We start from the raw sequence: 18,711 nt of genomic DNA, 5'->3' as shown, positions 1-18,711 counted from the left end.
GGGTGCGCGGGCCGTCGTACCGGGCGGCCCGCCCGTACCTCAGGTGACGAGGCCGTGCCGGTAGGCGTACACGACGGCCTGGACGCGGTCGCGGAGCCGGAGCTTGCTGAGGATGCGCGACACGAACGTCTTGACGGTCTCCTGGCTGATCACGAGAGCCGCGGCGATCTCGCTGTTGGACAGCCCGTCCGCGATGAGGCGCAGGACCTCCAGCTCACGGGGGGTCAGCGGGATGTCCTGCGGCGCGCCGCCCGCGGCGGGCCGGATCCGCGCGGCGTACCTGCCCACGAGCTGGCGCGTCACCTCGGGATCCAGCAGGGCGGCGCCCGTGGCGACGGTCCGGATCCCGTGCAGCAGCCGGTCCGGCGGCGCGTCCTTGAGCAGGAACCCGCTCGCTCCGGCGCGCAGCGCCTCGTAGACGTACTCGTCCAGGTTGAACGTGGTCACCACGAGCACCTTGACGGGATGCGGCACCCCGGCGCCGGCCAGCAGGCGGGTGGCCTCCAGGCCGTCGAGCACCGGCATGCGGATGTCCATCACCACGACGTCCGGGCGCAGCCGGCCGGCGAGTTCGACCGCGGCCCGTCCGTCCCCGCACTCGCCCGCGACCTCCAGGTCGGGCTGGGCGTCGATGATCGTCACCAGCCCGGTGCGGATCAGCATCTGGTCGTCGCAGACCAGCACCCGGATCGGTACGGTCACGGCGTGCTCCTCGCCGGTATCCGCGCCCGTACGACGAAGCCGCCGCCCGAACTCCGGTCCGCGCTGAAGTCGCCGCCCAGGATGCCGACCCGTTCGCGCAGGCCCGCCAGGCCCCGCCCGCTTCCGCCGGGGGAGGCGGGCCCCGAGCCGGAGCCGTCCGTGCTGACCTCCACGGTGATCTCCCGTTCCCCGTGGCACACCTGGACCGAGGTCCGGCTGCCGTGGGCGTACTTGAGGGCGTTCGTCAGGGACTCCTGCACCACCCGGTAGGCCACCAGGTCGGCGCTGCCGGTCGACTCGGCCGGCGTGCCCTCCTCGGTGAACTCCACCGGCTGACCGGCCCGGCGCGTCTGCTCCACGAGGGTGAGCAGCCTGCCGACCGGCGGCGTCCTGGGCTCGGCCGCGTCCGCCGCCGTCCCGGTGCCGTGGTCGGGGTTGAGCAGGTCGAGCAGGTGCCGCAGGTCGGTGATGGCCCGCCGGCCGGTGTCGGTGACGGCGGTCAGCGCCTGGTCGAGCCGGTCGGGCGCGGCGGTCAGATAGCGTGCCGCCTCGGCCTGTACGACCATCGCCGTCACGTGGTGGGTCACGACGTCGTGCAACTCGCGGGCGATACGGGTGCGTTCGGCGGTGCGGGTGTCCTCGGCGACGCGGCGCCGACGGTCCGCCTCGGCGATGCGGGTGGAGCGCAGCCACGCCCCGGCGCCCCACGCGAGGACCAGCGCCAGGTAGAACGTCACGAACTCCTCCGGCGACTCGCCCGTGCCGAGCCGGGAGAGCGCCACCGCCAGCGGCACGTACGCCACGGAGAGGACGAGTACGCAGGTCCGGCGGTGCCGTTCCAGATGGGACCCGGCGCTCAGCAGTGCGATGGGCAGCGCGGTCGTGGCGAACGCGTGGTAGCCGCGCAGCTGGTCGATGGCGAAGCCGCACGTCACCAGGGCGAGCATGACGGCCGGCCGGCGTCGGCGCACGACGAGCGGGAGGCATTCCAGGAGGATCGCCACGACGGCCAGTTCGTCGGTGGGGCGGGCCGGAACGCCACCGATCACGGTCCCGTTGCCGTGGAGCGCCGGCACGAACGAGCCGATGAGGAACAGCAGTCCGAGCGGGAGGTCCCGTACCGTGACGTCCAGCCGGCGCCACACCCGGCCGGCCTGCTGAGGGGTCATCACCGGCCGAGTGTAGCCAGGGCGTCGACGCGCTCGGCACGCCGCCGGGGCACCAGGTTGCCGCGCCGGCGGGCCAGCCGCAGGAGGACGATCGTCACCAGCACGCCGAACAGCATCGAGTACAGGCTGGCCTCCGGGCCGAACTCGCCGCCCGTGATCAGGGTCGAGCCCGACGTCGAGGCGTCCAGCAGTCCGTGCGCGGCGCCATTGCCGGAGACCTCGGTGCCGAAGATGCCGGACTCCGCGAAGTTCCAGCCGAAGTGCAGGCCGATCGGCAGCCACAGGCTGCGGGTCGCGGCGTACGCGGCGCCGAGCATGCCGCCGGCCTCGATCGCGATGGCGACGGCACCCAGCAGGGTGGCGTGCTCGTTGAACAGGTGCATCGCGCCGAACAGCACACTGGACAGGGCCAACGCCGCGTAGGTGCCGAGGCCTCGCTCCACCAGCCGGAAGAGCAGGCCGCGGAACATCAGCTCCTCTGTCACGGCGGCGGCGGCCATGAAGCCGACCAGTCCGATCGCGCCCGTCAGCGAGCCGAAGCCGTGGACGTCGTAGTCCCCGAGGAGGGCGATGTTCGCGATGACGCACCCGAACAGCGCGACGCCGAGCACCGTCCCCCGGTACAGCGACCCCCGCGCGCCCTCCCGGGCCAGCTCCGTGACCGGACGCCCCTCGGTGCGGCCCACGACCCACCGGTAGACGAACACCGACAGCACGGCCGTCAGGCCGCCCAGCAGGAGCGAGAGCCACGGGTTGTCCTGCACCGCGGTGACGCTCTGACCGCCGATCGCGCCGACCGCCACCACGGCCAGTATCTGCCACACCAGTTTCATGACGACTCCTCTTCCGGACCCGCGACCGGAGCGCCGCGGCTGCTCCAGACGCTATGGATCCGCGCCCCGGGAATCGTCACCTCACGGTGGACACCTGCACGTAGCTCCCACGGGGGACAACTCCCTCACCGCACGGCTCTCTTCACGCCTCTACAGGTGCCCGGGTCCGCGACCGTCGAGGCGGGTGTGGCGCCGGGCGGGCAACTGTTCGGGCCCGGCGGGAGTCTAGGGACCGAAGCGGTGTTCGCCGTTCCTCAGGAGGACACCGTCCATTCGCCCGCATTCCCACAGAGGTTCTCCATGCCGATGCCCCGATCCGACCGCCGCGTCTCCCGTGCCTCGCGCGCTTCCCGTGCGGCTGTCGCCGCCCTCGGCGCCGCGGGACTGATCGCGCTGGCCGCGGCTCCCGTCGCGTTCGCCGACGACGCCGAGCCCGATCTGGTCGTCGGAGGCATCAAGCCGATCGACGGGCTGAAACCGGGGAACACCTTCGACGTGCCGGTCACCGTGGCGAACAAGGGCACCGCCACCGCCGGGAAGGCGTGGGTCACCTACGCCGTCACCCGGGGCCTCGACTTCGCGGAGGTCCCCTCCAACTGCTGGACACAGCACGTCAGGTCCTACGACGAGATGCCCGAGCGATGGACCGCGGTCTGCGAGTACGACCAGCCGGTCGAGCCGGGTGTCCGCTACACCCCGGAGACCCCGCTCCGCGTCAAGGCACTGGACCGCGCGCTCGACGACGAACTGCGCGTGGAGGTCGACTGGAACGCCCCGTGGCCGGACGAGAACGGCGACGACCCGGTCGCGGGAACCGCACCGGCGGTGAAACTGGTCGAGACGCAGACCGGGGTCACGGGGACCAAGCGCCTCGTCGACGTGCCGGTCACTTCCGTCAACACGGCCGACTTCCAGGTCACGGGCGCCGCGTTGAAGGGGAGCGTCGGCGAAACGGTGCCGATGAAGCTGGAGTTCACCAACGCCGGGCCCGCCTGGGTCATGTCCACGACCGTGAAAGTCGTGGTCACACCGCCCGCCGGAACGTCGGTCGTCAAGGTCGCCGCGTTCTGCAGGGCCGAGGGGCACGTCTATTACTGCGGCATGCGTCAGCCGGCCTACAACGAGGGCGGCCACGAGAACTACACCTTCCAGCTGAAGATCGACAAGCGAGTGCCGCACGCGAAGGGCTCGGTGGCCCTGAGTACGGAGCCGCGCCCCTTCGACCCCGACAAGACCAACGACAAGGCCGACATCACCCTGGACGTCACGGGCGGAGACCCGACGGGCACACCGACGGGCACTCCGACCGGCACGCCGGGTGGCTCGGGCGGCCCGACGGGCAGCCCGACCAGCGGCTCGACCAGTGGCTCGAGCGGATCGGCAGGGGGGACGTCGTCGACCGGCGGCGCCGGTACGACGACGAACGGCGGCAACCTGGCCGCGACCGGATCCTCGGCGCTACCGATCGCGGGCGTGGCCGCCACGGCGGCGGTCACCGGCGCGGCCACGCTCGCCATGGTGCGCCGCCGCCGAAACCAGAACCCGAGCTGACGGCCGCCCGCGACACCGACCACGCACGCGCCTCCGCGTGCGCAGGACGATGAAGCGCGACCAACCCGGTCGTCAGCCCCGGACGCGCCCCTTCCTGCTCCCGGGCTCGGCGCCCTTGCCGCTGAACGCCTCGTTGCGGATGAGGTCCAGGAAGCTCGGGGTGTCCTGAGTGGTGCGTACGTCGATGAAGGCGCGCACGTGGCGGTCGTCGGCGGCCTGCCGCAGCAACTCGTGCGCCAGGTCGACCCGCGCGGTGTACCGGCCGGGGAGGCGCTCCGTGCCGACCCGGTAGTCGCTGACCCCGTTCCTGTCGAACAGACCGCCGGGGCGGATGACGGTCCAGTCCAGGTCGGTCTCGCGGACGATCTCCTCCATGCGCCGCATGTCGTCGTACACGTGGCGCCCCATGAAACGCACGACGGCCGGCTCCAGCACCTTGCGGAACAGGAAGCCCTCGTCGGGCGCCGCCGTCCCGAAGAGCACGGTCGAGGTCACGCCGACGACGCGTCGCACGCTGTGCTTGGTCATGGCCTGCGTGATGTGGCTGATGCCGACGGAATACACGGTGACCGGGCTTCGGCCGAACGGGACTCCGAGAGCCGAGATCACGGCGTCCTGCCCGGCCACCACGCGTTCGACCGCGGCGGGATCGAGCACATCCGCCTCAACCACCCGCACTCGCGGACCACTTACGGGAAAGGCCTTGGGGCGGCGCGTGACCGCGGTGACCGTGTGCCCTTCAGCCTGTGCCTGTTCGGCAGCCAGACGCCCGGTCGGTCCGTTCGCCCCGAAGATGACGATGTTCACTGGGTCTCCCTCTTCAAGTCGCTCCTGCCGACAAGAGGGCCGGCACGGCACGAAGTGTGACGCCGGCGGGCCACTTTCCCATGGCGTCCGGCGCGGGAGCGATACCCGGCCCAGCCAGAGCCGGGAGGTTCATTCGGGTGTGACCGCGCAGCGTGCCATGACGTCGAGGAGGACGCGGGTAGGCGTACCAGACCGGTGTGGTTGCTCGTCGTCGGTGTGGGGAGTGCCGTGTCGATGGCCGGCCAGTCGCTGTCGTCGAAGTGGTAGGCCACTGCTGCCGCGAGCGACTCACGGAAGGCGCGGAGGCCGGCCTCCCGGATCCACCCCTCCGCGACGGCCTTGCTGCGGGGCGCTGCCACCTGGGATCAGCCCCCGGCCTCGGCCACACCGATCGGGCACGAGACGCCCGTGCCTGCGAGCCTGTGCCGCCAGGTGACCCGTGGGCCTGGCGTCGGCTTGATCAGTCCGTCATCCGTGTAGCAGGGCAAGGACTTCGTCCTCAACCGGGTAGGGGTGCTCCTGGGGCAGCAGCCGGGCGGCGGAGTCCAGGTCGCCGCCGCTGACGAGAGCGTGGATCTCTCGGGCGAGCGGGGTCACGTCGCGTATGGAGACGGTCCACTCGTCGGCGTAGCGTCGTGCGGCCTCGCCGGAGAGGCCGAGTTGCAGGGACCGGTACGGCATGGGTCGCAGGTGCAGGTCCCGCTCCGGGTCCCACTGCACGCGGGTGGGAGCGCGTCTCAGCTGTCGCTGCCAGGTGGCACGGTCGGGGTGGACCCCACGGGTGTAGCTGGACAGGCAGGCGTGGCGCAGCGCCCACTCGAAGCCGTCCCGAGTGATCTCGACGGCGAGAACGGTCTCCTGTCCTTCCTTGGAGCCCCAGCCGCAGCGGTACATCATCCACAGGAACGACGGCTTGATCCACGTCATCCGGTCCCGCTTCCAGGCGGCGGGAAAACGGCCGTCGCGGACGGCCGGCAGGCCGATTTCCGGGGAGTACGCCTGGTAGACAGTGATCGTGGATTCCGAGTGGGCCGCGCGGATCCTGCGTTGCGGTTCTTCCATGGCGTACAGCGTGAGGTCGGCCGGTTGAGGCGGCCACTGATTTTCGGCGGCCGTTCACTGCGACGAGAGCAGCTGCCGAAGCGCCGTGCTGGTTGTCAGTGCCGCAGCCGTTGCGGCTCGCGAGCCACCGACGCGGTGGCCCTGCGGCTTGAAAAGTCTGTGGAGGAGCCACTTCGATAGCGCTGTGAACAAGGTGGCGATGGACGGTGACAGGAATGTCGCTGGGCGCGTCTCACTCGGCGACGTCATTGCGCAACTGGGCAGGCACAGGCCGGTCTTCCACTCCGAAGCAGATCTTCAGCACAGCTTCGCGCGGGCTCTGTGGGAATTGTCGCCGGATGTGCACTCCAGGCTTGAGGTGCCGCAGCGGGCGGAGGGCAAGGCCGAGTACCTGGACCTCCTGTGCATCGGCCCCTCGACCCGCACCGCGATCGAGTTCAAGTACTTCACCCGGAGATGGACGGGCACGGTCGGTACTCCTGCCGAGGACTACGCCTTGAAAGGGCACGCCGCCGCCGACCTCGCTCGTCTGCACTTCGTGCGGGACATAGCCAGGCTGGAGCGCTTCTGCCGCCGGTCCGACCAGAACGGTCTTGCCGTCATGCTGACCAACGACGCCTCCCTGTGGACTCCGCCCGGCGCCGGCCGCGGGCGGACTCGGGATCAGGAGTTCAGGATCCATCAGGGGCGGGAACTCACCGGCACGCTGCTGTGGGCCGAGGGCGCCTACACGGCCAACGCGTGCACGTTGAGGGGTACATACCCCATCGATTGGGTGCCGTACTCCGAACTGGACGGACCGGGAGGAGAGTTCCGGTATCTCGCCGTGTCCGTCAGCCCGCCGTCGGACGTGGCTGACGACAGTCCCTCGCATGCATAGCGGGGACGACCCGAACCGCTGCGCAGGGCGCCGGCACTCACTAACGTCGTGGCATGACGTCGGTCGACGAGTGGCCAGATTTTCCCGAAGGGCTCGACCCCGAAAGCGTGTCGTTTCGGGAAGCCCGGTGCACGTGGCATGGCAGGACGTGTGCGGAGCCACCCGTCAAGATCGTGCGCACCCGGGATGGAGCGCGATGGGCGGCATGCGCCCGTGCTGTGCGCACCATCGCTGCCGAACGTGGTGTCCAGCCTGACCCATGAGCCACTGCAGTCTCGCGGCTCACGGATCTTTCCGGAAGCAGGCCTGTCACACAGATCCCTCTTCATAACGCCTACTCAGTGCCTCTGTGCTTCCCGGAGTGCGTCTACCTGAGACTTGAGCATGCCGGGGTCCACCTTCGGCATGAAAGCGCGTTTCTTCGCTGCCGAGAGTTGGTTGCCGACACCGATGTCCGCCACGTCGGTGACGGTCGCCTCACCGACGCGGACAGTGGTGATGAGGACGAACGTGTCCGACTTGAACTTGCCCTGATCGACCGTCCAGTGCATCCGGAAGCTCACGGAGGCATCTCCCAACGCGACCTTGTTGTCGACTCGCTTGACGTCTGCCGTGCCACGAGTGCCAAGGCTGTTCGGGAAGGACAGGGACGAGCAAGTGGTCAGAGCCTTGTCAAGGGAGGACAGGTACGCCTCCGCGTCTCCGGAGTCATAGCTGGCAAAGGAGAGGAATTCGGTCGGAGGGGTGAAGTCGGAGCGAGCTATCGGGATCCAGGCGCTGGCAACCGATGTGGTGGCGGCTCGGGCACGAGCGTCCCAGAGCGGGCGGCAGGCCCTCGGTCTCACGCCAGAGTTGGACGTACCGCCATCGCCGCCCGACTTCGGTGTGTCGAGCACCCTGTAACCCGGCAGCGTCCCCTCTGTGGGAAGCGCCGCCACCAACTCGGCGTTGCCCAGTGGCCGCACGCTCGCAGTCGGCGTCCCTGACGCAGTCGACCGCGTGGACTCGACACCGACGTCGCTCGCCGCTGAGGAACACCCTCCGGCAAGAACAAGCACGGCGCCAACCGCGGCCACTGTTTGGGCGCAACGGCCTCGTGCGCACGACATGCGGACCCCCGTCACAGAACGTCGATTGGCACGCAGTGTAAGTGGCCAACAGCCCGCGGCGCTGCTGAACCTGAGAGATCGGCCGACCAGCGTTTACCGCGCTGACCTGCCCCGGAGAGGCTCTGAACGTCGCTCGAAACCGTGGTGTGCTCCCGGCGAGCCTGTGCTGCCATGCGACCCGTTACGCAGCGGGCCGGGCCTCGTATCGCTATGGCGGCGTGGGCAGGGTCGGGTCGCCAACTGTCACCAGTGAGTTCAGGGTGGCGCGGGACCGGGCCGCCCGGTCTTGCGCCGCACTGGCGTCACGGGCGATTCCCTCTCAGTCGACCTTGAGCGGTCGCCGGCGTTGGGTCCACCACGCTGCAACGGCGACGGCCAAAGCGCCGGCCCCGCTCAGGACGCCAATCGCACTCCACAGTTTGCCCATGCCCGCCCGTCCCCAAGGCCCTCTCAGCGGATCGATCGAGCGTCTCGCCTACTCCCCAGCAGGAGCAATGCCTGTCGGGCAAGACGCTCCCCAGTTCGTCCCGAATGGGTCACTTAGCTTGACCCCCGTCCCGCCGATCCCGCAGTACCCCGCCGGGTTCTTGTCCGGGTACTGCTGGTGTCAGTGCTCGATCGCGAAGGACGCGTGGGCGGCGTACGTGAGTAGGTTCGCGAAGCGCAGCCATGGGAGCAGGTACATGTTGAGGGGCGAGTAGCCAGGCCGGGTAGGGCTGCGGATGCCGTGGACGGTGTCGGTCAGTTCCGCAGCCGCCGGTTGGTCCAGGCGACCCAGGGCCTTGAGGTAGGACGCGGCGGAGTCTTCGAGGCGGGCGTGCAGGTAGGCGAGTTGGCGTACCTCGACGTCGGGGGAGAGCGTCTCGTCCGGGTAGGGGAAGCGCTCGAACGCCGAGCGGCGATTCGCCACGGCGGCGATCAGCCCCAATCGGGAAGGGGGTGCCGAACCCGGCCAGCGCGGAAAACGCAGAGCGGCTGTGTCGGAAGCCCTTGGAGTTCGGCGGCCGGCCGCCTTCTCCACCCGGCGGCGGGCGGCGAAGGCGTCCATCTCGGCGAGGTGCGCGGCCCGGCTCTCCTCCAGGGTGCCCAGCGCGCGCAACAATGCCGCCGAATCCCTGCGCAGATCGGGGGCGGGGCACGCTGTCGCGCTCAGATACGCCCAGGTCGCGTTGAAGCCGAGCGGGCCGTAGTCGCCGACGGCACACCTCAGCGCCGCGTGCCGCCTCACGAGCGGCAAACGCTCGTCACGCACTCTGCGGGCGTACGTTCCGAAGGCCACCCTTGACGTCAGCCTTCGGCCTTGGCCACACCGACCGGGCAAGAGACACCCGTCCCGGCGGGCCTGTGCTGCCATGTGACCCGTGGATTTGGCGTCGCCCGGCCTTCCGTCGAGACCGGGTCGAGGCAGAAGACGCACTGGTCGGCGTTGAACTCGCCTGCCTCGGCGACGAATCGGAAGTTGTGGCCTGCGCCGACGATGCTCATGGACGTAGGTGAACCTCACGTCTTCCTCAGGAAATGTGCGGAAGACGGTAGCCCATCCCCAGCACTGGCATGATCGCGTCAGTTGCCCGCATGGCCCGAGGAACTGCAAGGGCAGCAATCCACACCCACCCTTTACACGCCGCCTGTGGAAGGACTGATATGCCTCGCCGCACCCGTGCAGCAGGACTGAGCCTCCTGTGCGCTGCCATGGCCTTCCCCCTTGCCGCGTGCACATCAGATCATTCGGACACCCGGCAGGCTTCGCAGCCTTGGCGATCCCCCTCGCCCAGGCCGGCAACGGCAACTGCCGCGCCGAACACTGCACGACCCTTCGTGATGAAGCCGCCGGAGCTGGACGCCGACGAGACTCTCGCAGGCCGACAGGAAATGACCAGCGGGAATGCGAGCATCGCCTACAGCAAGGGCAGGAAAGGCGACGCCCTGATCGTGGCAGTGAGCTGCCAGGGCAAAGGGAAGATCAAGGTTGTCGTGCGGTCCGTACACGTCTCCTTCTCACAGCCGTGCGTCGCCGACAAGAACAGCACCAACTACAACCAGGTTGACCTGACAGGGGCAGATCGAAACGGCGTCGCCTCGGTCGAAGCACCCTCGGCCGTGCGTTGGTCCATGACCATCGGCCATGGCGCACCTGTACACGAAGAGTCACCTGAGAAGAGCTAAGAGGTTCCCAATGCGGCTTGACGAACACGTGAAGCCGCGCTCACGGACCATCTGTGACGATGGGCCATATCACCCAGCAGGAGCAATGCCCGTCTGGCAAGACGCTCCCCAGTTCGTCCCGGAGGTCACTCAGCTTGACGCCCGTGCCGCCCAACCCGCAGTACCCATCCGGGTTCTTGCTGCCTGAAAGGTACTGCTGGTGTCATTCCTCGATCGGTCAGTGAGCTTCTTCAGTGTTGCCGCTCCAGGGTGAGGATGGCCTTGGCGATTGACGTCATGCGGTTCGGACTGCATCGGGATCTGCGGAAGATCCGCCAGGACTTCAGGCGGGCTACGCCGCGTGCGACCGGTGCCCGTGCCGCGGCCAGCGCCCGGTCCAGGGTCTTCTCGGTGAGGGTGAGCTCCTGAAGGGGTCTGCGTTTGATGCCCGTGGTCACCCAGGGGCCCGCGCCCTGGTAGGCGAGGTCGGCCAGGACGGGGCAGGACAACCCCCTCAACCCGCTACTACGCCGAAGTCCTGCTGGGGGAGTGGGGGCTGAGGGGCCGTCGTGAAGCTCAACACGCCAATATGTTCGAATTCGTGGAACTGAGGCGGGCCGATCACATAAGTTGACCTCCGATTAGCCGATGCCGTCCGCGCCTGACCAGCGCCGAATGACGGGCGGCCAGAGTCTGCGTCGGGGGAACAACTTGAGAAAGAATGCTGTCCGCCGTGCCACTTGGGGCGGTGTCATAGCCCTGCTCACAGCTACCGTCATGGCCAGTACCGCTGCCGGCGCGCTCGCCGCCGAAGACTCCAAGGCAACGAGCCTGGCTGAGGGACCGAAGATCGTGAGCTCGTCCCAGTACACCGAGGAAGGTGGCGCGGACCCTCAGTCCATGGCGCCCGTCGGCGAAGTTGCCCCCGCCCAAGGTGTCAGCGTGGAGAAGCTCACCGATCTGCTGACACAGACGACCGGGCTGGAGCTCTTCGAGGCGCCTGGCGTGGAGGATTACGAAAAGATCGGTCAGACCCTTACGTTCAGTCTCGGGGACGGGAACTATGAGCGCCCGCTCAACATCACCCGCCTGACCGTCCACGGGGACGTACCGTCGTCGGTCCTCTCAGCTGAAGGCGACAAGACGAGCACGACGACGTTGCCCAACGGGAGTCAACTGCTGACCGCCGTCGGCAAGGAGGGCACCAGGGTGACCACCCTGTCCAAAGACGGGGAGCTGACGATGTGGGAGGCTCCCGCCACCGCCACCGCCACCGCCACCGCCACCGCCACCGCCACCGCCACCGCCACGGCCACCGCCTAAAGCACCGAGACCCTCGTGGGTTGGGCCACGGCCGTCGACGAGCAGGGAATCAAAGCGTCGAGCTCTCCCCTTCTCGCCGCCCGGGCCGCCGCGCCGCACTGCCAGCTCACCCAGAGCAGGAAGCCGTACCGGCACGGGGGCGACCTGACGATCCAGGCTGACGCCGCAATGGTCTGCGACCAGGAGGGCAAAGGGAACTTCACCGCTTCGCTGCGCCAGTACCAGGGGCTCGGGATCTGGAGGACCAAAGACGTCCAGGGCTACAGGAACAGGCACGACCGGAGCTTCCCAGTGACCCTGCTTTTCGATTGCTCAAGACTCACCACGAGCGGTTGGATATACCGCAGCAACATAGGCAACGCAACGCTGCGCAACAGCAACGGTTACTGGGGAGACCACAACGTCTTCTCCCAGACGGCCACAATTCACTGCGCCTAGCGGTCGCCTCCAGCTGCTGTCTGCCTCCATGTGGCACCTCGGACCGGCTCGCAGTCGTTAGATCGAACCTGGCCGGGCGGCGTACGGTTGGAGACCGTGACACTGTACAAGCCAGTGAATGGGGACCTGGTGGACAACGAGCAGCACCGTCCTGATTCAGCGGACATCGGCATCGCTGGATGCGGGTGGCTTCTGATCGTGGCCGTCATCGCCATGCCCGGACTCATCCTGAATGACGGACCACTGACGGTGTACCTGGTCGTTGTCGGCGGAGTGATCGGGATCCTGTGGGCACGCAAGAGACTGCGTCGCTGAAGGGCTCCCTTCCTTATCCCATGAACGAAGCGTCGACAGCAGTACGGCAGACTGCGGACCGAGCCGCTCTGGGTAAGCCGGAAGTTACGGCCTTCTCAGGGCGGCACATTCCGTCCCACCGTGGGTGAGGTCACCTGCAACCCTCCACCTTCGCAGGGACCTCGAAGCCCCAGAGCTACAGCCAGCGCATGCCCTCTCTGCCCGCTTCCGACTCCAGCACCAACAGTGAGCTTCTTCGAGCTGGCCTCCGATCATGTGCTGCCGGGTGCGGGATCAGCGAGTCCACCGCCCACGCCTACACCAGCGCGGTCATCGACCTGCTCGCCGAACGCGCACCGGGACTGCTGAAGGTCCTGCGGGAGACCGATGCGCACTTCGTCCTGCTGGACGGCACACTTGCCGAGTGCGACCGGGTCGGCGACGGACGCGCGGACTATTCCCACAAGCACCGCCGACACGGGGTGAACGTGCAGGTGGTCACCGATCCGGGCGGCCAATTGCTATGGCTCTCACCCACGCTGCCGGGCCGAGCTCACGACCTGACGGCGGCTCGCACCCACCGGATCATCCGCATCTGCGAGCGCCAGGGCGTCCCCGTCCTGGCCGACCTCGCCTACCAGGGCGCGGGCCCCTGGGTGACCACGGGCATCAAACGCAGACCCCTTCAGGAGCTCACCCTCACCGAGAAGACCCTGGACCGGGCGCTGGCCGCGGCACGGGCACCGGTCGAACGCGGCGTAGCCCGCCTGAAGCCCTGGCGGATCTTCCGCAGATCCCGATGCAGTCCCAACCGCATGACGTCAATCGCCAAGGCCATCCTCACCCTGGAGCGGCAACACTGAAGAAGCTCAGTGATCGGTCCTGCACTCAGTCTTCACAGGCCGGCCGGGTTGCGGGGCAGCCAGGCGCGGTGATCGTCGCGCAGTCGGTTGCGTTCTTCGGGGCTTGCCGCAATGACGTCTGCGCCGCCGTCGTAGGGATGGTGCGCGGCTGAGTCCGCTGTCGGTGATGATCACTCCGCTGAGGACGTCGTCCGCAACCTCTCGGAGGATCTCGTCGGCCGCGCCCGGTCGCCAGGGGCGGCGGTCGGCGTAGAGGTGCGTGTAGCTATGGAGTTCGGGGTCTGGGTCGTCCTCGTGCGCCAACGTCGTCCAACGGCTGCCCTCGGGGTGGACCTCGGGCCGTCGTGGCGGGAGTTCGGCTCCGTCCGGTTCCCAGGACCAGGCCACGGTCACGACGTAGACGTCGGTGCCTTCGAAGAGTTCGTCCAGGAGCGTGTTGTACCGGTGGAGGACGATGGCGTACTCATCCTCGGTCTCCGGGTAGCGCTTGGAGCCCCGGAGACTGTGGAAGCGCACCCAACGGTCGCTGTATGCAGCGCGGAGTTCGTGCGCGATGGGAGGCACCTTCGGGAACTGCTGCTGCCACAGTGCGGACAGACGGTCTCCGTCGAAGTGGCTGCTCATCCCTCGGCCGGCGCCAGTCCGATCGGGCACGACACCCCCGTCCCGCCCAACCCGCAGTACCCGTCCGGGTTTTTGCTGCCCGAGAGGTACTGCTGGTGGTAGCCCTCCGCCGGGTACAGCGGGCGGCTGTCCGCCGGCAGGATCTCCGTCGTGATCGTGCCGTGGCCCGCGCGGGTCAGGACGCGTTGGTAGGCCTCGCGGGAGGCCTCGGCGGACGTCGCCTGTTCGGGGGTGTGGGTGTGGATCGCCGAGCGGTACTGGGTGCCCACGTCGTTGCCCTGGCGGAAGCCCTGGGTGGGGTCGTGGGACTCCCAGAAGGTCTTCAGGAGGCGTTCGTACGAGATGAGGTCGGGGTCGAAGACGACTCGGACGACCTCGGTGTGGCCGGTGAGGCCGGAGCAGACCTCCTCGTACGTGGGGTGCTCGGTGTACCCGCCCTGGTAGCCGACCAGGGTGGTCCACACCCCGGACGGGAGCCGCCAGAACTTGCGCTCGGCGCCCCAGAAGCAGCCCAGGCCGAAGTCGGCCACCTCCAGGCCCTCGGGATAGGGGCCCAGGAGCGGGGTGCCGAGGACGGTGTGCCGGTCGGGGACCGTGAAGATCGGCTCCGGGCGGCCCCGCAGAGCCTGCTCTGGGGTGGGGAGCTGGGGCGTGCGGCTGTACAGGAACATGCGGTCTCCAGGCGAGGGGCCGAGGGTTCGCCGGCGTCAACACGCCGTGTCAGGACGGAATTCCGCCGCGCTCCCCGGCTCGTCGCTGCCGCAGCGTCGCCGTGCTCCCCGCCCGTTCAGTGCGGCAGTGTCGCCGGGCTGCCGCCGTTCGCCTCGTAGCCCGCCACCGCCAGCGCGCGGTAGACCGCGAACTCGGCGGCGGGGTCGGCGGACAGGGTCCAGGGAAGCGCCCCGACGTGTCCGTCGATGTGTATGAGCTGGTTCATCGCCTCGCCCCAGCGCTCGGCACGCACGAGGAAGAAGACCAGCAGGTGCCGCACATGCGCCAGCATCGGATCGTCGGGGCGGGCCGAGTGGACCGCGTGCAGGGCGCCGTGGATGGCCTTGGTGACGACCTCGCTCTGGTAGAAGCCGCGGACCAGGTTCACCTCGGGCAGGTGCTCGAAGACCGCGAACAGCGGCATGGCGGCGAGGAGGGAACCCCGCGGGGCGCGGGCGGCCGCGGCCTCCGCGAAGGAGTACGCGAGCTCACGCGAGCCGTGCCACTTCTCGCACCAGTAGTGCAGGGCCGCCAGGTGCGCGCCCATGTGGGACGGGGCGCGGTCCAGGATCTTCAGCCACAGCTGGTCGAACTCCGGCTCGGAGTAGCCCAGCCCGCGGGCCACCGACAGCTCGACGATGTACGGGACCGGGTCGCCGGGGGCGAGCAGCGCCGCGTCCCCGCAGGCCGCCCTCGCCTCCTCCATGATGATCCGGAAGTCGTCCGTGCCCGGCGTCGACGTCCGCCACGCCTGCTGCACCAGGAACTCGGCGTGCACGGCCGCACCGCCGGCGTCCTTCGGCTGCTCGGCCCGCCACACCCGCAGCCACTGCCCGCCCGGCACCTCGCCGACCCCGCCCGGCCGCTCCTTCAGCTCCAGCGACGCGGCGCCCGCGAAGGCCTGCACCCGCTGCCAGCGCAGCTCGCCCTCAGCCTCGGTGCCCGCCAGCAGCTGGGAGGCCGCCCGGTAGTCCTGCGTGCGCTGCACCAGGTCCAGCACGTCCAGCAGGTCGTGGTCGGGGCCGGGCATGCGGACGTCCAGCTCCTCCTCGAGTACGAAGCCGTAGTCCGCGGGGTCCGCGGCGTCCGGGTGGCCGGCCGGGACCTGCTCGATCCCGCCCCGCCTGCGCCGCATGACCGGAAGCAGCACGAAGCCCAGCATGGCGACCGCGACCAGGACCCAGAGAAGTTCCATGCCTCAAGCGTTCCAGACGCCTCGGACAATTGGCCAACCGGTCCCCGAGCCTGTGGAAAGAACCTGTGGAAAACCCCCCGGTCCCGCTTCCCGAGCCTCGCCGTCCGGCACCTGTCCCGCGAGCGCACTACGCTCGGTCCCCATGAGCGACAGGCATATCAGTCAGCACTTCGAGACCCTCGCGATCCACGCGGGCAACACCGCCGACCCCCTCACCGGCGCCGTCGTCCCGCCGATCTACCAGGTCTCGACCTACAAGCAGGACGGCGTCGGCGGTCTGCGCGGCGGCTACGAGTACAGCCGCAGCGCCAACCCCACCAGGACCGCTCTGGAGGAGAACCTCGCGGCCCTCGAGGGCGGCCGCCGCGGTCTCGCGTTCGCGTCCGGACTGGCGGCCGAGGACTGCCTGTTGCGTACGCTGCTCAGCCCCGGCGACCACGTTGTCATCCCGAACGACGCGTACGGCGGCACGTTCCGCCTGTTCGCGAAGGTCGTCGCCCGCTGGGGCGTGGAGTGGTCGGTCGCCGACACCAGCGACCCGTCCGCCGTGCGGGCCGCGATCACCCCGAAGACCAAGGCCGTGTGGGTGGAGACCCCCTCCAACCCGCTGCTCGGCGTCACCGACATCGCCGCCGTCGCCCAGGTCGCCCGGGACGCGGGCGCGAAGCTCGTCGTGGACAACACCTTCGCCACGCCGTACCTGCAGCAGCCGCTGTCGCTCGGCGCGGACGTCGTCGTGCACTCCCTGACCAAGTACATGGGCGGCCACTCGGACGTGGTCGGCGGCGCCCTGATCGTCTCCGACGAGACGCTCGGCGAGGAGCTCGCCTACCACCAGAACGCGATGGGCGCGGTCGCCGGGCCCTTCGACTCCTGGCTGGTGCTGCGCGGTACCAAGACGCTGTCGGTGCGCATGGACCGGCACAGCGAGAACGCCACCAAGGTCGCCGAGATGCTCACCCGGCACGCGCGCGTGACGCGTGTGCTCTACCCCGGCCTGGAGGACCACCCCGGTCACGAGGTCGCCGCCAAGCAGATGCGGGCCTTCGGCGGCATGGTGTCGTTCCGCGTCGAGGGCGGCGAGGAGGCGGCCGTGGAGGTCTGCAACCGCGCCAAGATCTTCACGCTCGGCGAGTCCCTGGGCGGCGTCGAGTCGCTGATCGAGCACCCGGGGCGGATGACGCACGCGTCCGCGGCCGGCTCGGCCCTGGAGGTGCCCGCCGATCTCGTGCGGCTCTCCGTGGGCATCGAGAACGTCGACGACCTCCTGGAGGACCTGCAGCAGGCGCTCGGCTGACCGCCCGCTCACCAGCCCGTGTACGGGGGAGTCGTCTGCGACGGCGGCTCCACCCACGGGCGGGCCGTCAGCGCCCACACCACGAACGCCACGGTCGCGGCGCACAGCAGCAGCCACATCAGCCGCCGGACGATCCTGCGGCGGCGCAGCATGCGGGCGCCGCGCCGCATGACGTCGTCGTACAGCTCCGGCGGCACGGGCGGCGGTTCCTGCTCCATGAGCCGACGTGCCGTGGCCTCACGCTCGGGCCGGTTCACCCCGCACCTCCCCGCACCGGTGCCCGCCGCCGGTCACCAGCCGCAACTCCGGAACGCGTCCGCGGAAACCCGCGCCTCATGACGGCGCCACCTTCGCCCCGATCACCGGCGAGGGCCTGCCACGCGCGGGATGCAGCAGGGACGTCGTGGCGCGGTCGCAGATGGAGCGCACCCGGTCGACCGGGAGACCGAGCAGTGCAGCCGTCTGCTCCTCGGCGACCCCCTCGTACAGCCTGAGGACCAGGATCAGGCGCTCCTGCGGTGCCAGCCCCGCCAGGGCGCTGCCGGGGTGCGGGCGGCTCCGGCCGAAACCGCCGTACTGGTGCCAGGCGGCACGCGCGAAGCGGGTGGCCAGATACTGGCGGGTGCGGTCGTACGGGTCCTCCCCGCGCATACGGTCCCAGCACGCGTACGTGTGCGCGAGGGCGTGTGTCAGCAGCCGCCGCGCCCGCGGGTTGTCCTCCGGCAGCTCCGCCGTGAGCAGCGTGGCGGCATGCAGCAGCCGCCCTGCCGCGCCCGCGACGAACGCCTCGAACTCCCGGGCCCGGCGGGCACCTTGTGACGCCTGCCGTTGTCGCACCGCGCCTCCCACCCTGACGCGCCTCCGTGAGACCCCGGACCCGGCCGCCGTACGGCATACGAAACCGTGTACGACGAGGGCCCGATCTCATATGAGGCCAGGGGCGGCCTTTCGGTCAAGAGCCGCGCGCCATGCACGCGCGCGAGAGGGGCCGCGCAGCAACCCGAGAGGCGCAGGCACAGCACCTGCGCACCCACGCCGCCTACGGCACTCTCCACGCCGCCCACAGCACCCACGCCGCCTACGACGGCTGCGACGCCTCCGGCCCCGGTACGCCCTGCACGCTCATCCGGGCGGAGAGGGCGGTGTTGAAGCGCGTGAGGAGAGTGCAGAACGCCTCGCGCTCCTCCGGCGCCCAGTCGTGTGTCAGCTCGGCCATCAACTGACGCCTGGAGGACCGCACTTCCTCCAGCCGCGACTGCCCGCGCGGGGACAGCTGGAGCACCACCGCGCGCCCGTCCTCGGGGTGCGAGGTGCGCTTGACGAGCCCGGTGTCGACGAGCGGAGCCACCTGCCGGGTGACCGTCGAGGAGTCGATGCCCATGCTGGCCGCGAGGGCCTTGACGCCCATGGGGCCCTCGTTGTCGAGGCGGTTGAGCAGCAGGTACGCGGCGCGGTCCATGGAGTTGCGCACCTGCCCGACCCCGCCGAGCCGGGTCTGTTCGGCACGGCGGGCGAAGACCGCCACCTCGTGCTGCAGCGTGTCGAGGAGACCGGTGTCACCGACGGTCGTCATGTCCATCGACATTTCAGGTGTTGTGGGCATGGCCGGAGGCTCGCTTCATGAGGGTGGTCTGTGAATGGGGGACAGAGTACGCGGCCGGGAGGCGGGCCGTACCGGCGCTGCGCAAACCAGTCTCGGACGTTGGTC

General features: G+C 69.5%; 21 protein-coding genes and 4 pseudogenes. 8 read left to right on the top strand and 17 right to left on the bottom strand.

Annotation, left to right across the window (positions count from 1 at the left end; all coding sequences use genetic code 11):
* Positions 1-39: 39 nt before the first annotated feature.
* Genes ACQF4J_RS18620 through ACQF4J_RS18610 form a run of 3 tightly spaced genes read right to left on the bottom strand, consistent with a single transcriptional unit; the run spans position 40 to position 2,704 of the window.
* On the bottom strand, positions 40-702 hold the full coding sequence (locus ACQF4J_RS18620) for a response regulator transcription factor (protein ID WP_351581943.1): 663 nt from the start codon (positions 700-702) through the stop codon (positions 40-42).
* Positions 699-1,871: a sensor histidine kinase gene (locus ACQF4J_RS18615; RefSeq protein ID WP_351581959.1), complete on the bottom strand. Its 1,173-nt coding sequence runs from the start codon at positions 1,869-1,871 to the stop codon at positions 699-701. The genes ACQF4J_RS18620 and ACQF4J_RS18615 overlap by 4 nt, the downstream gene beginning before the upstream one ends.
* A complete protein-coding gene (locus ACQF4J_RS18610) occupies positions 1,871-2,704 on the bottom strand; it encodes a CPBP family intramembrane glutamic endopeptidase (RefSeq protein ID WP_351581945.1) in 834 nt (277 codons plus the stop codon). The genes ACQF4J_RS18615 and ACQF4J_RS18610 overlap by 1 nt, the downstream gene beginning before the upstream one ends.
* A 306-nt stretch (positions 2,705-3,010) precedes the next feature.
* On the opposite strand from ACQF4J_RS18610, the gene ACQF4J_RS18605 reads away from it, so the two are divergent.
* Positions 3,011-4,255: a hypothetical protein gene (locus ACQF4J_RS18605; RefSeq protein ID WP_351581947.1), complete on the top strand. Its 1,245-nt coding sequence runs from the start codon at positions 3,011-3,013 to the stop codon at positions 4,253-4,255.
* A gap of 72 nt (positions 4,256-4,327) precedes the next feature.
* On the opposite strand, the gene ACQF4J_RS18600 is transcribed toward ACQF4J_RS18605, so the two are convergent.
* Both ACQF4J_RS18600 and ACQF4J_RS18595 read right to left on the bottom strand, forming a co-directional pair.
* Complete coding sequence (locus ACQF4J_RS18600) at positions 4,328-5,062, bottom strand: NAD(P)-dependent oxidoreductase (RefSeq protein WP_427166199.1); 735 nt, start codon at positions 5,060-5,062, stop codon at positions 4,328-4,330.
* 468 nt (positions 5,063-5,530) lie between these two features.
* A complete protein-coding gene (locus tag ACQF4J_RS18595) occupies positions 5,531-6,124 on the bottom strand; it encodes a DUF4291 domain-containing protein (RefSeq protein ID WP_351803112.1) in 594 nt (197 codons plus the stop codon).
* A gap of 184 nt (positions 6,125-6,308) precedes the next feature.
* On the opposite strand from ACQF4J_RS18595, the gene ACQF4J_RS18590 reads away from it, so the two are divergent.
* On the top strand, positions 6,309-7,004 hold the full coding sequence (locus tag ACQF4J_RS18590; protein ID WP_427166197.1) for a hypothetical protein: 696 nt from the start codon (positions 6,309-6,311) through the stop codon (positions 7,002-7,004).
* 338 nt (positions 7,005-7,342) lie between these two features.
* Here the strand turns inward: ACQF4J_RS18590 and ACQF4J_RS18585 are convergent, their stop codons facing one another.
* From ACQF4J_RS18585 to ACQF4J_RS18570, 4 genes and pseudogenes are all read right to left on the bottom strand, one after another.
* Positions 7,343-8,062 (bottom strand): hypothetical protein, encoded by a 720-nt coding sequence (locus ACQF4J_RS18585; protein WP_351581955.1) that lies wholly within the window; start codon positions 8,060-8,062, stop codon positions 7,343-7,345.
* A gap of 526 nt (positions 8,063-8,588) precedes the next feature.
* Positions 8,589-8,720, bottom strand: a pseudogene (locus ACQF4J_RS18580) (peptide-methionine (S)-S-oxide reductase MsrA); the annotation flags it as partial.
* Positions 8,721-9,365, bottom strand: a complete 645-nt coding sequence (locus ACQF4J_RS18575; protein WP_427166196.1) for a hypothetical protein — start codon at positions 9,363-9,365, stop codon at positions 8,721-8,723.
* Positions 9,366-9,400: 35 nt separating this feature from the next.
* Positions 9,401-9,598: a DUF4839 domain-containing protein gene (locus tag ACQF4J_RS18570; RefSeq protein ID WP_427166194.1), complete on the bottom strand. Its 198-nt coding sequence runs from the start codon at positions 9,596-9,598 to the stop codon at positions 9,401-9,403.
* Positions 9,599-9,934: 336 nt separating this feature from the next.
* Between ACQF4J_RS18570 and ACQF4J_RS18565 the strand changes: the two genes are divergently transcribed.
* Positions 9,935-10,279, top strand: a complete 345-nt coding sequence (locus tag ACQF4J_RS18565) for a hypothetical protein (RefSeq protein WP_427166193.1) — start codon at positions 9,935-9,937, stop codon at positions 10,277-10,279.
* A 69-nt stretch (positions 10,280-10,348) separates the two neighbouring features.
* Here the strand turns inward: ACQF4J_RS18565 and ACQF4J_RS18560 are convergent.
* Together ACQF4J_RS18560 and ACQF4J_RS18555 are read right to left on the bottom strand one after the other, a co-directional pair.
* Positions 10,349-10,481 (bottom strand): annotated as a pseudogene (locus ACQF4J_RS18560) (peptide-methionine (S)-S-oxide reductase MsrA); the annotation flags it as partial.
* 28 nt (positions 10,482-10,509) lie between these two features.
* Positions 10,510-10,758: pseudogene (locus ACQF4J_RS18555) on the bottom strand (transposase family protein); the annotation flags it as partial.
* Positions 10,759-11,035: 277 nt separating this feature from the next.
* Here ACQF4J_RS18555 and ACQF4J_RS18550 point away from each other — a divergent pair.
* The 4 genes and pseudogenes from ACQF4J_RS18550 to ACQF4J_RS18535 all read left to right on the top strand — a co-directional run.
* Complete coding sequence (locus ACQF4J_RS18550; protein WP_427166192.1) at positions 11,036-11,581, top strand: hypothetical protein; 546 nt, start codon at positions 11,036-11,038, stop codon at positions 11,579-11,581.
* A 15-nt stretch (positions 11,582-11,596) separates the two neighbouring features.
* Complete coding sequence (locus ACQF4J_RS18545; protein ID WP_427166191.1) at positions 11,597-12,019, top strand: hypothetical protein; 423 nt, start codon at positions 11,597-11,599, stop codon at positions 12,017-12,019.
* Between the two features lie 96 nt (positions 12,020-12,115).
* Positions 12,116-12,334 carry a hypothetical protein gene (locus ACQF4J_RS18540; RefSeq protein ID WP_351585131.1) on the top strand — a complete coding sequence of 73 codons (219 nt, stop codon included), beginning with the start codon at positions 12,116-12,118 and terminating at the stop codon, positions 12,332-12,334.
* Positions 12,335-12,579: 245 nt separating this feature from the next.
* A pseudogene (locus tag ACQF4J_RS18535) lies at positions 12,580-13,176 on the top strand (transposase family protein); the annotation flags it as partial.
* Between the two features lie 6 nt (positions 13,177-13,182).
* On the opposite strand, the gene ACQF4J_RS18530 reads toward ACQF4J_RS18535, so the two are convergent.
* From ACQF4J_RS18530 to ACQF4J_RS18520, 3 genes are all read right to left on the bottom strand, one after another.
* Entirely contained in the window at positions 13,183-13,800 is a 618-nt protein-coding gene (locus ACQF4J_RS18530; protein ID WP_427166190.1) for a DUF3885 domain-containing protein, read from the bottom strand.
* Complete coding sequence (gene msrA, locus ACQF4J_RS18525) at positions 13,797-14,471, bottom strand: peptide-methionine (S)-S-oxide reductase MsrA (protein WP_351566058.1); 675 nt, start codon at positions 14,469-14,471, stop codon at positions 13,797-13,799. Before msrA ends, ACQF4J_RS18530 begins: the two co-directional genes overlap by 4 nt.
* Before the next feature lie 116 nt (positions 14,472-14,587).
* Positions 14,588-15,706 carry a hypothetical protein gene (locus ACQF4J_RS18520; RefSeq protein WP_351800798.1) on the bottom strand — a complete coding sequence of 373 codons (1,119 nt, stop codon included), beginning with the start codon at positions 15,704-15,706 and terminating at the stop codon, positions 14,588-14,590.
* Between the two features lie 142 nt (positions 15,707-15,848).
* On the opposite strand from ACQF4J_RS18520, the gene ACQF4J_RS18515 reads away from it, so the two are divergent.
* Entirely contained in the window at positions 15,849-17,003 is a 1,155-nt protein-coding gene (locus ACQF4J_RS18515) for a cystathionine gamma-synthase (RefSeq protein ID WP_351566064.1), read from the top strand.
* 8 nt (positions 17,004-17,011) lie between these two features.
* Here ACQF4J_RS18515 and ACQF4J_RS18510 read toward each other — a convergent pair whose 3' ends face one another.
* The 3 genes from ACQF4J_RS18510 to ACQF4J_RS18500 all read right to left on the bottom strand — a co-directional run bounded on the left by ACQF4J_RS18510 (position 17,012) and on the right by ACQF4J_RS18500 (position 18,588).
* Entirely contained in the window at positions 17,012-17,260 is a 249-nt protein-coding gene (locus ACQF4J_RS18510) for a hypothetical protein (protein ID WP_142142156.1), read from the bottom strand.
* 76 nt (positions 17,261-17,336) lie between these two features.
* Positions 17,337-17,840, bottom strand: coding sequence for a sigma factor-like helix-turn-helix DNA-binding protein (locus ACQF4J_RS18505; protein WP_427166188.1), 504 nt, complete (start codon positions 17,838-17,840; stop codon positions 17,337-17,339).
* 241 nt (positions 17,841-18,081) lie between these two features.
* Positions 18,082-18,588 (bottom strand): MarR family winged helix-turn-helix transcriptional regulator, encoded by a 507-nt coding sequence (locus ACQF4J_RS18500; RefSeq protein ID WP_351566587.1) that lies wholly within the window; start codon positions 18,586-18,588, stop codon positions 18,082-18,084.
* Positions 18,589-18,711 lie beyond the last annotated feature (123 nt).

It is taken from the genome of Streptomyces sp. C1-1 (assembly GCF_050214755.1).
Taxonomy (GTDB): domain Bacteria; phylum Actinomycetota; class Actinomycetes; order Streptomycetales; family Streptomycetaceae; genus Streptomyces.
Note: the sequence above shows the minus strand (reverse complement) of the source record. Positions and strands in the feature narration are given on the sequence as shown.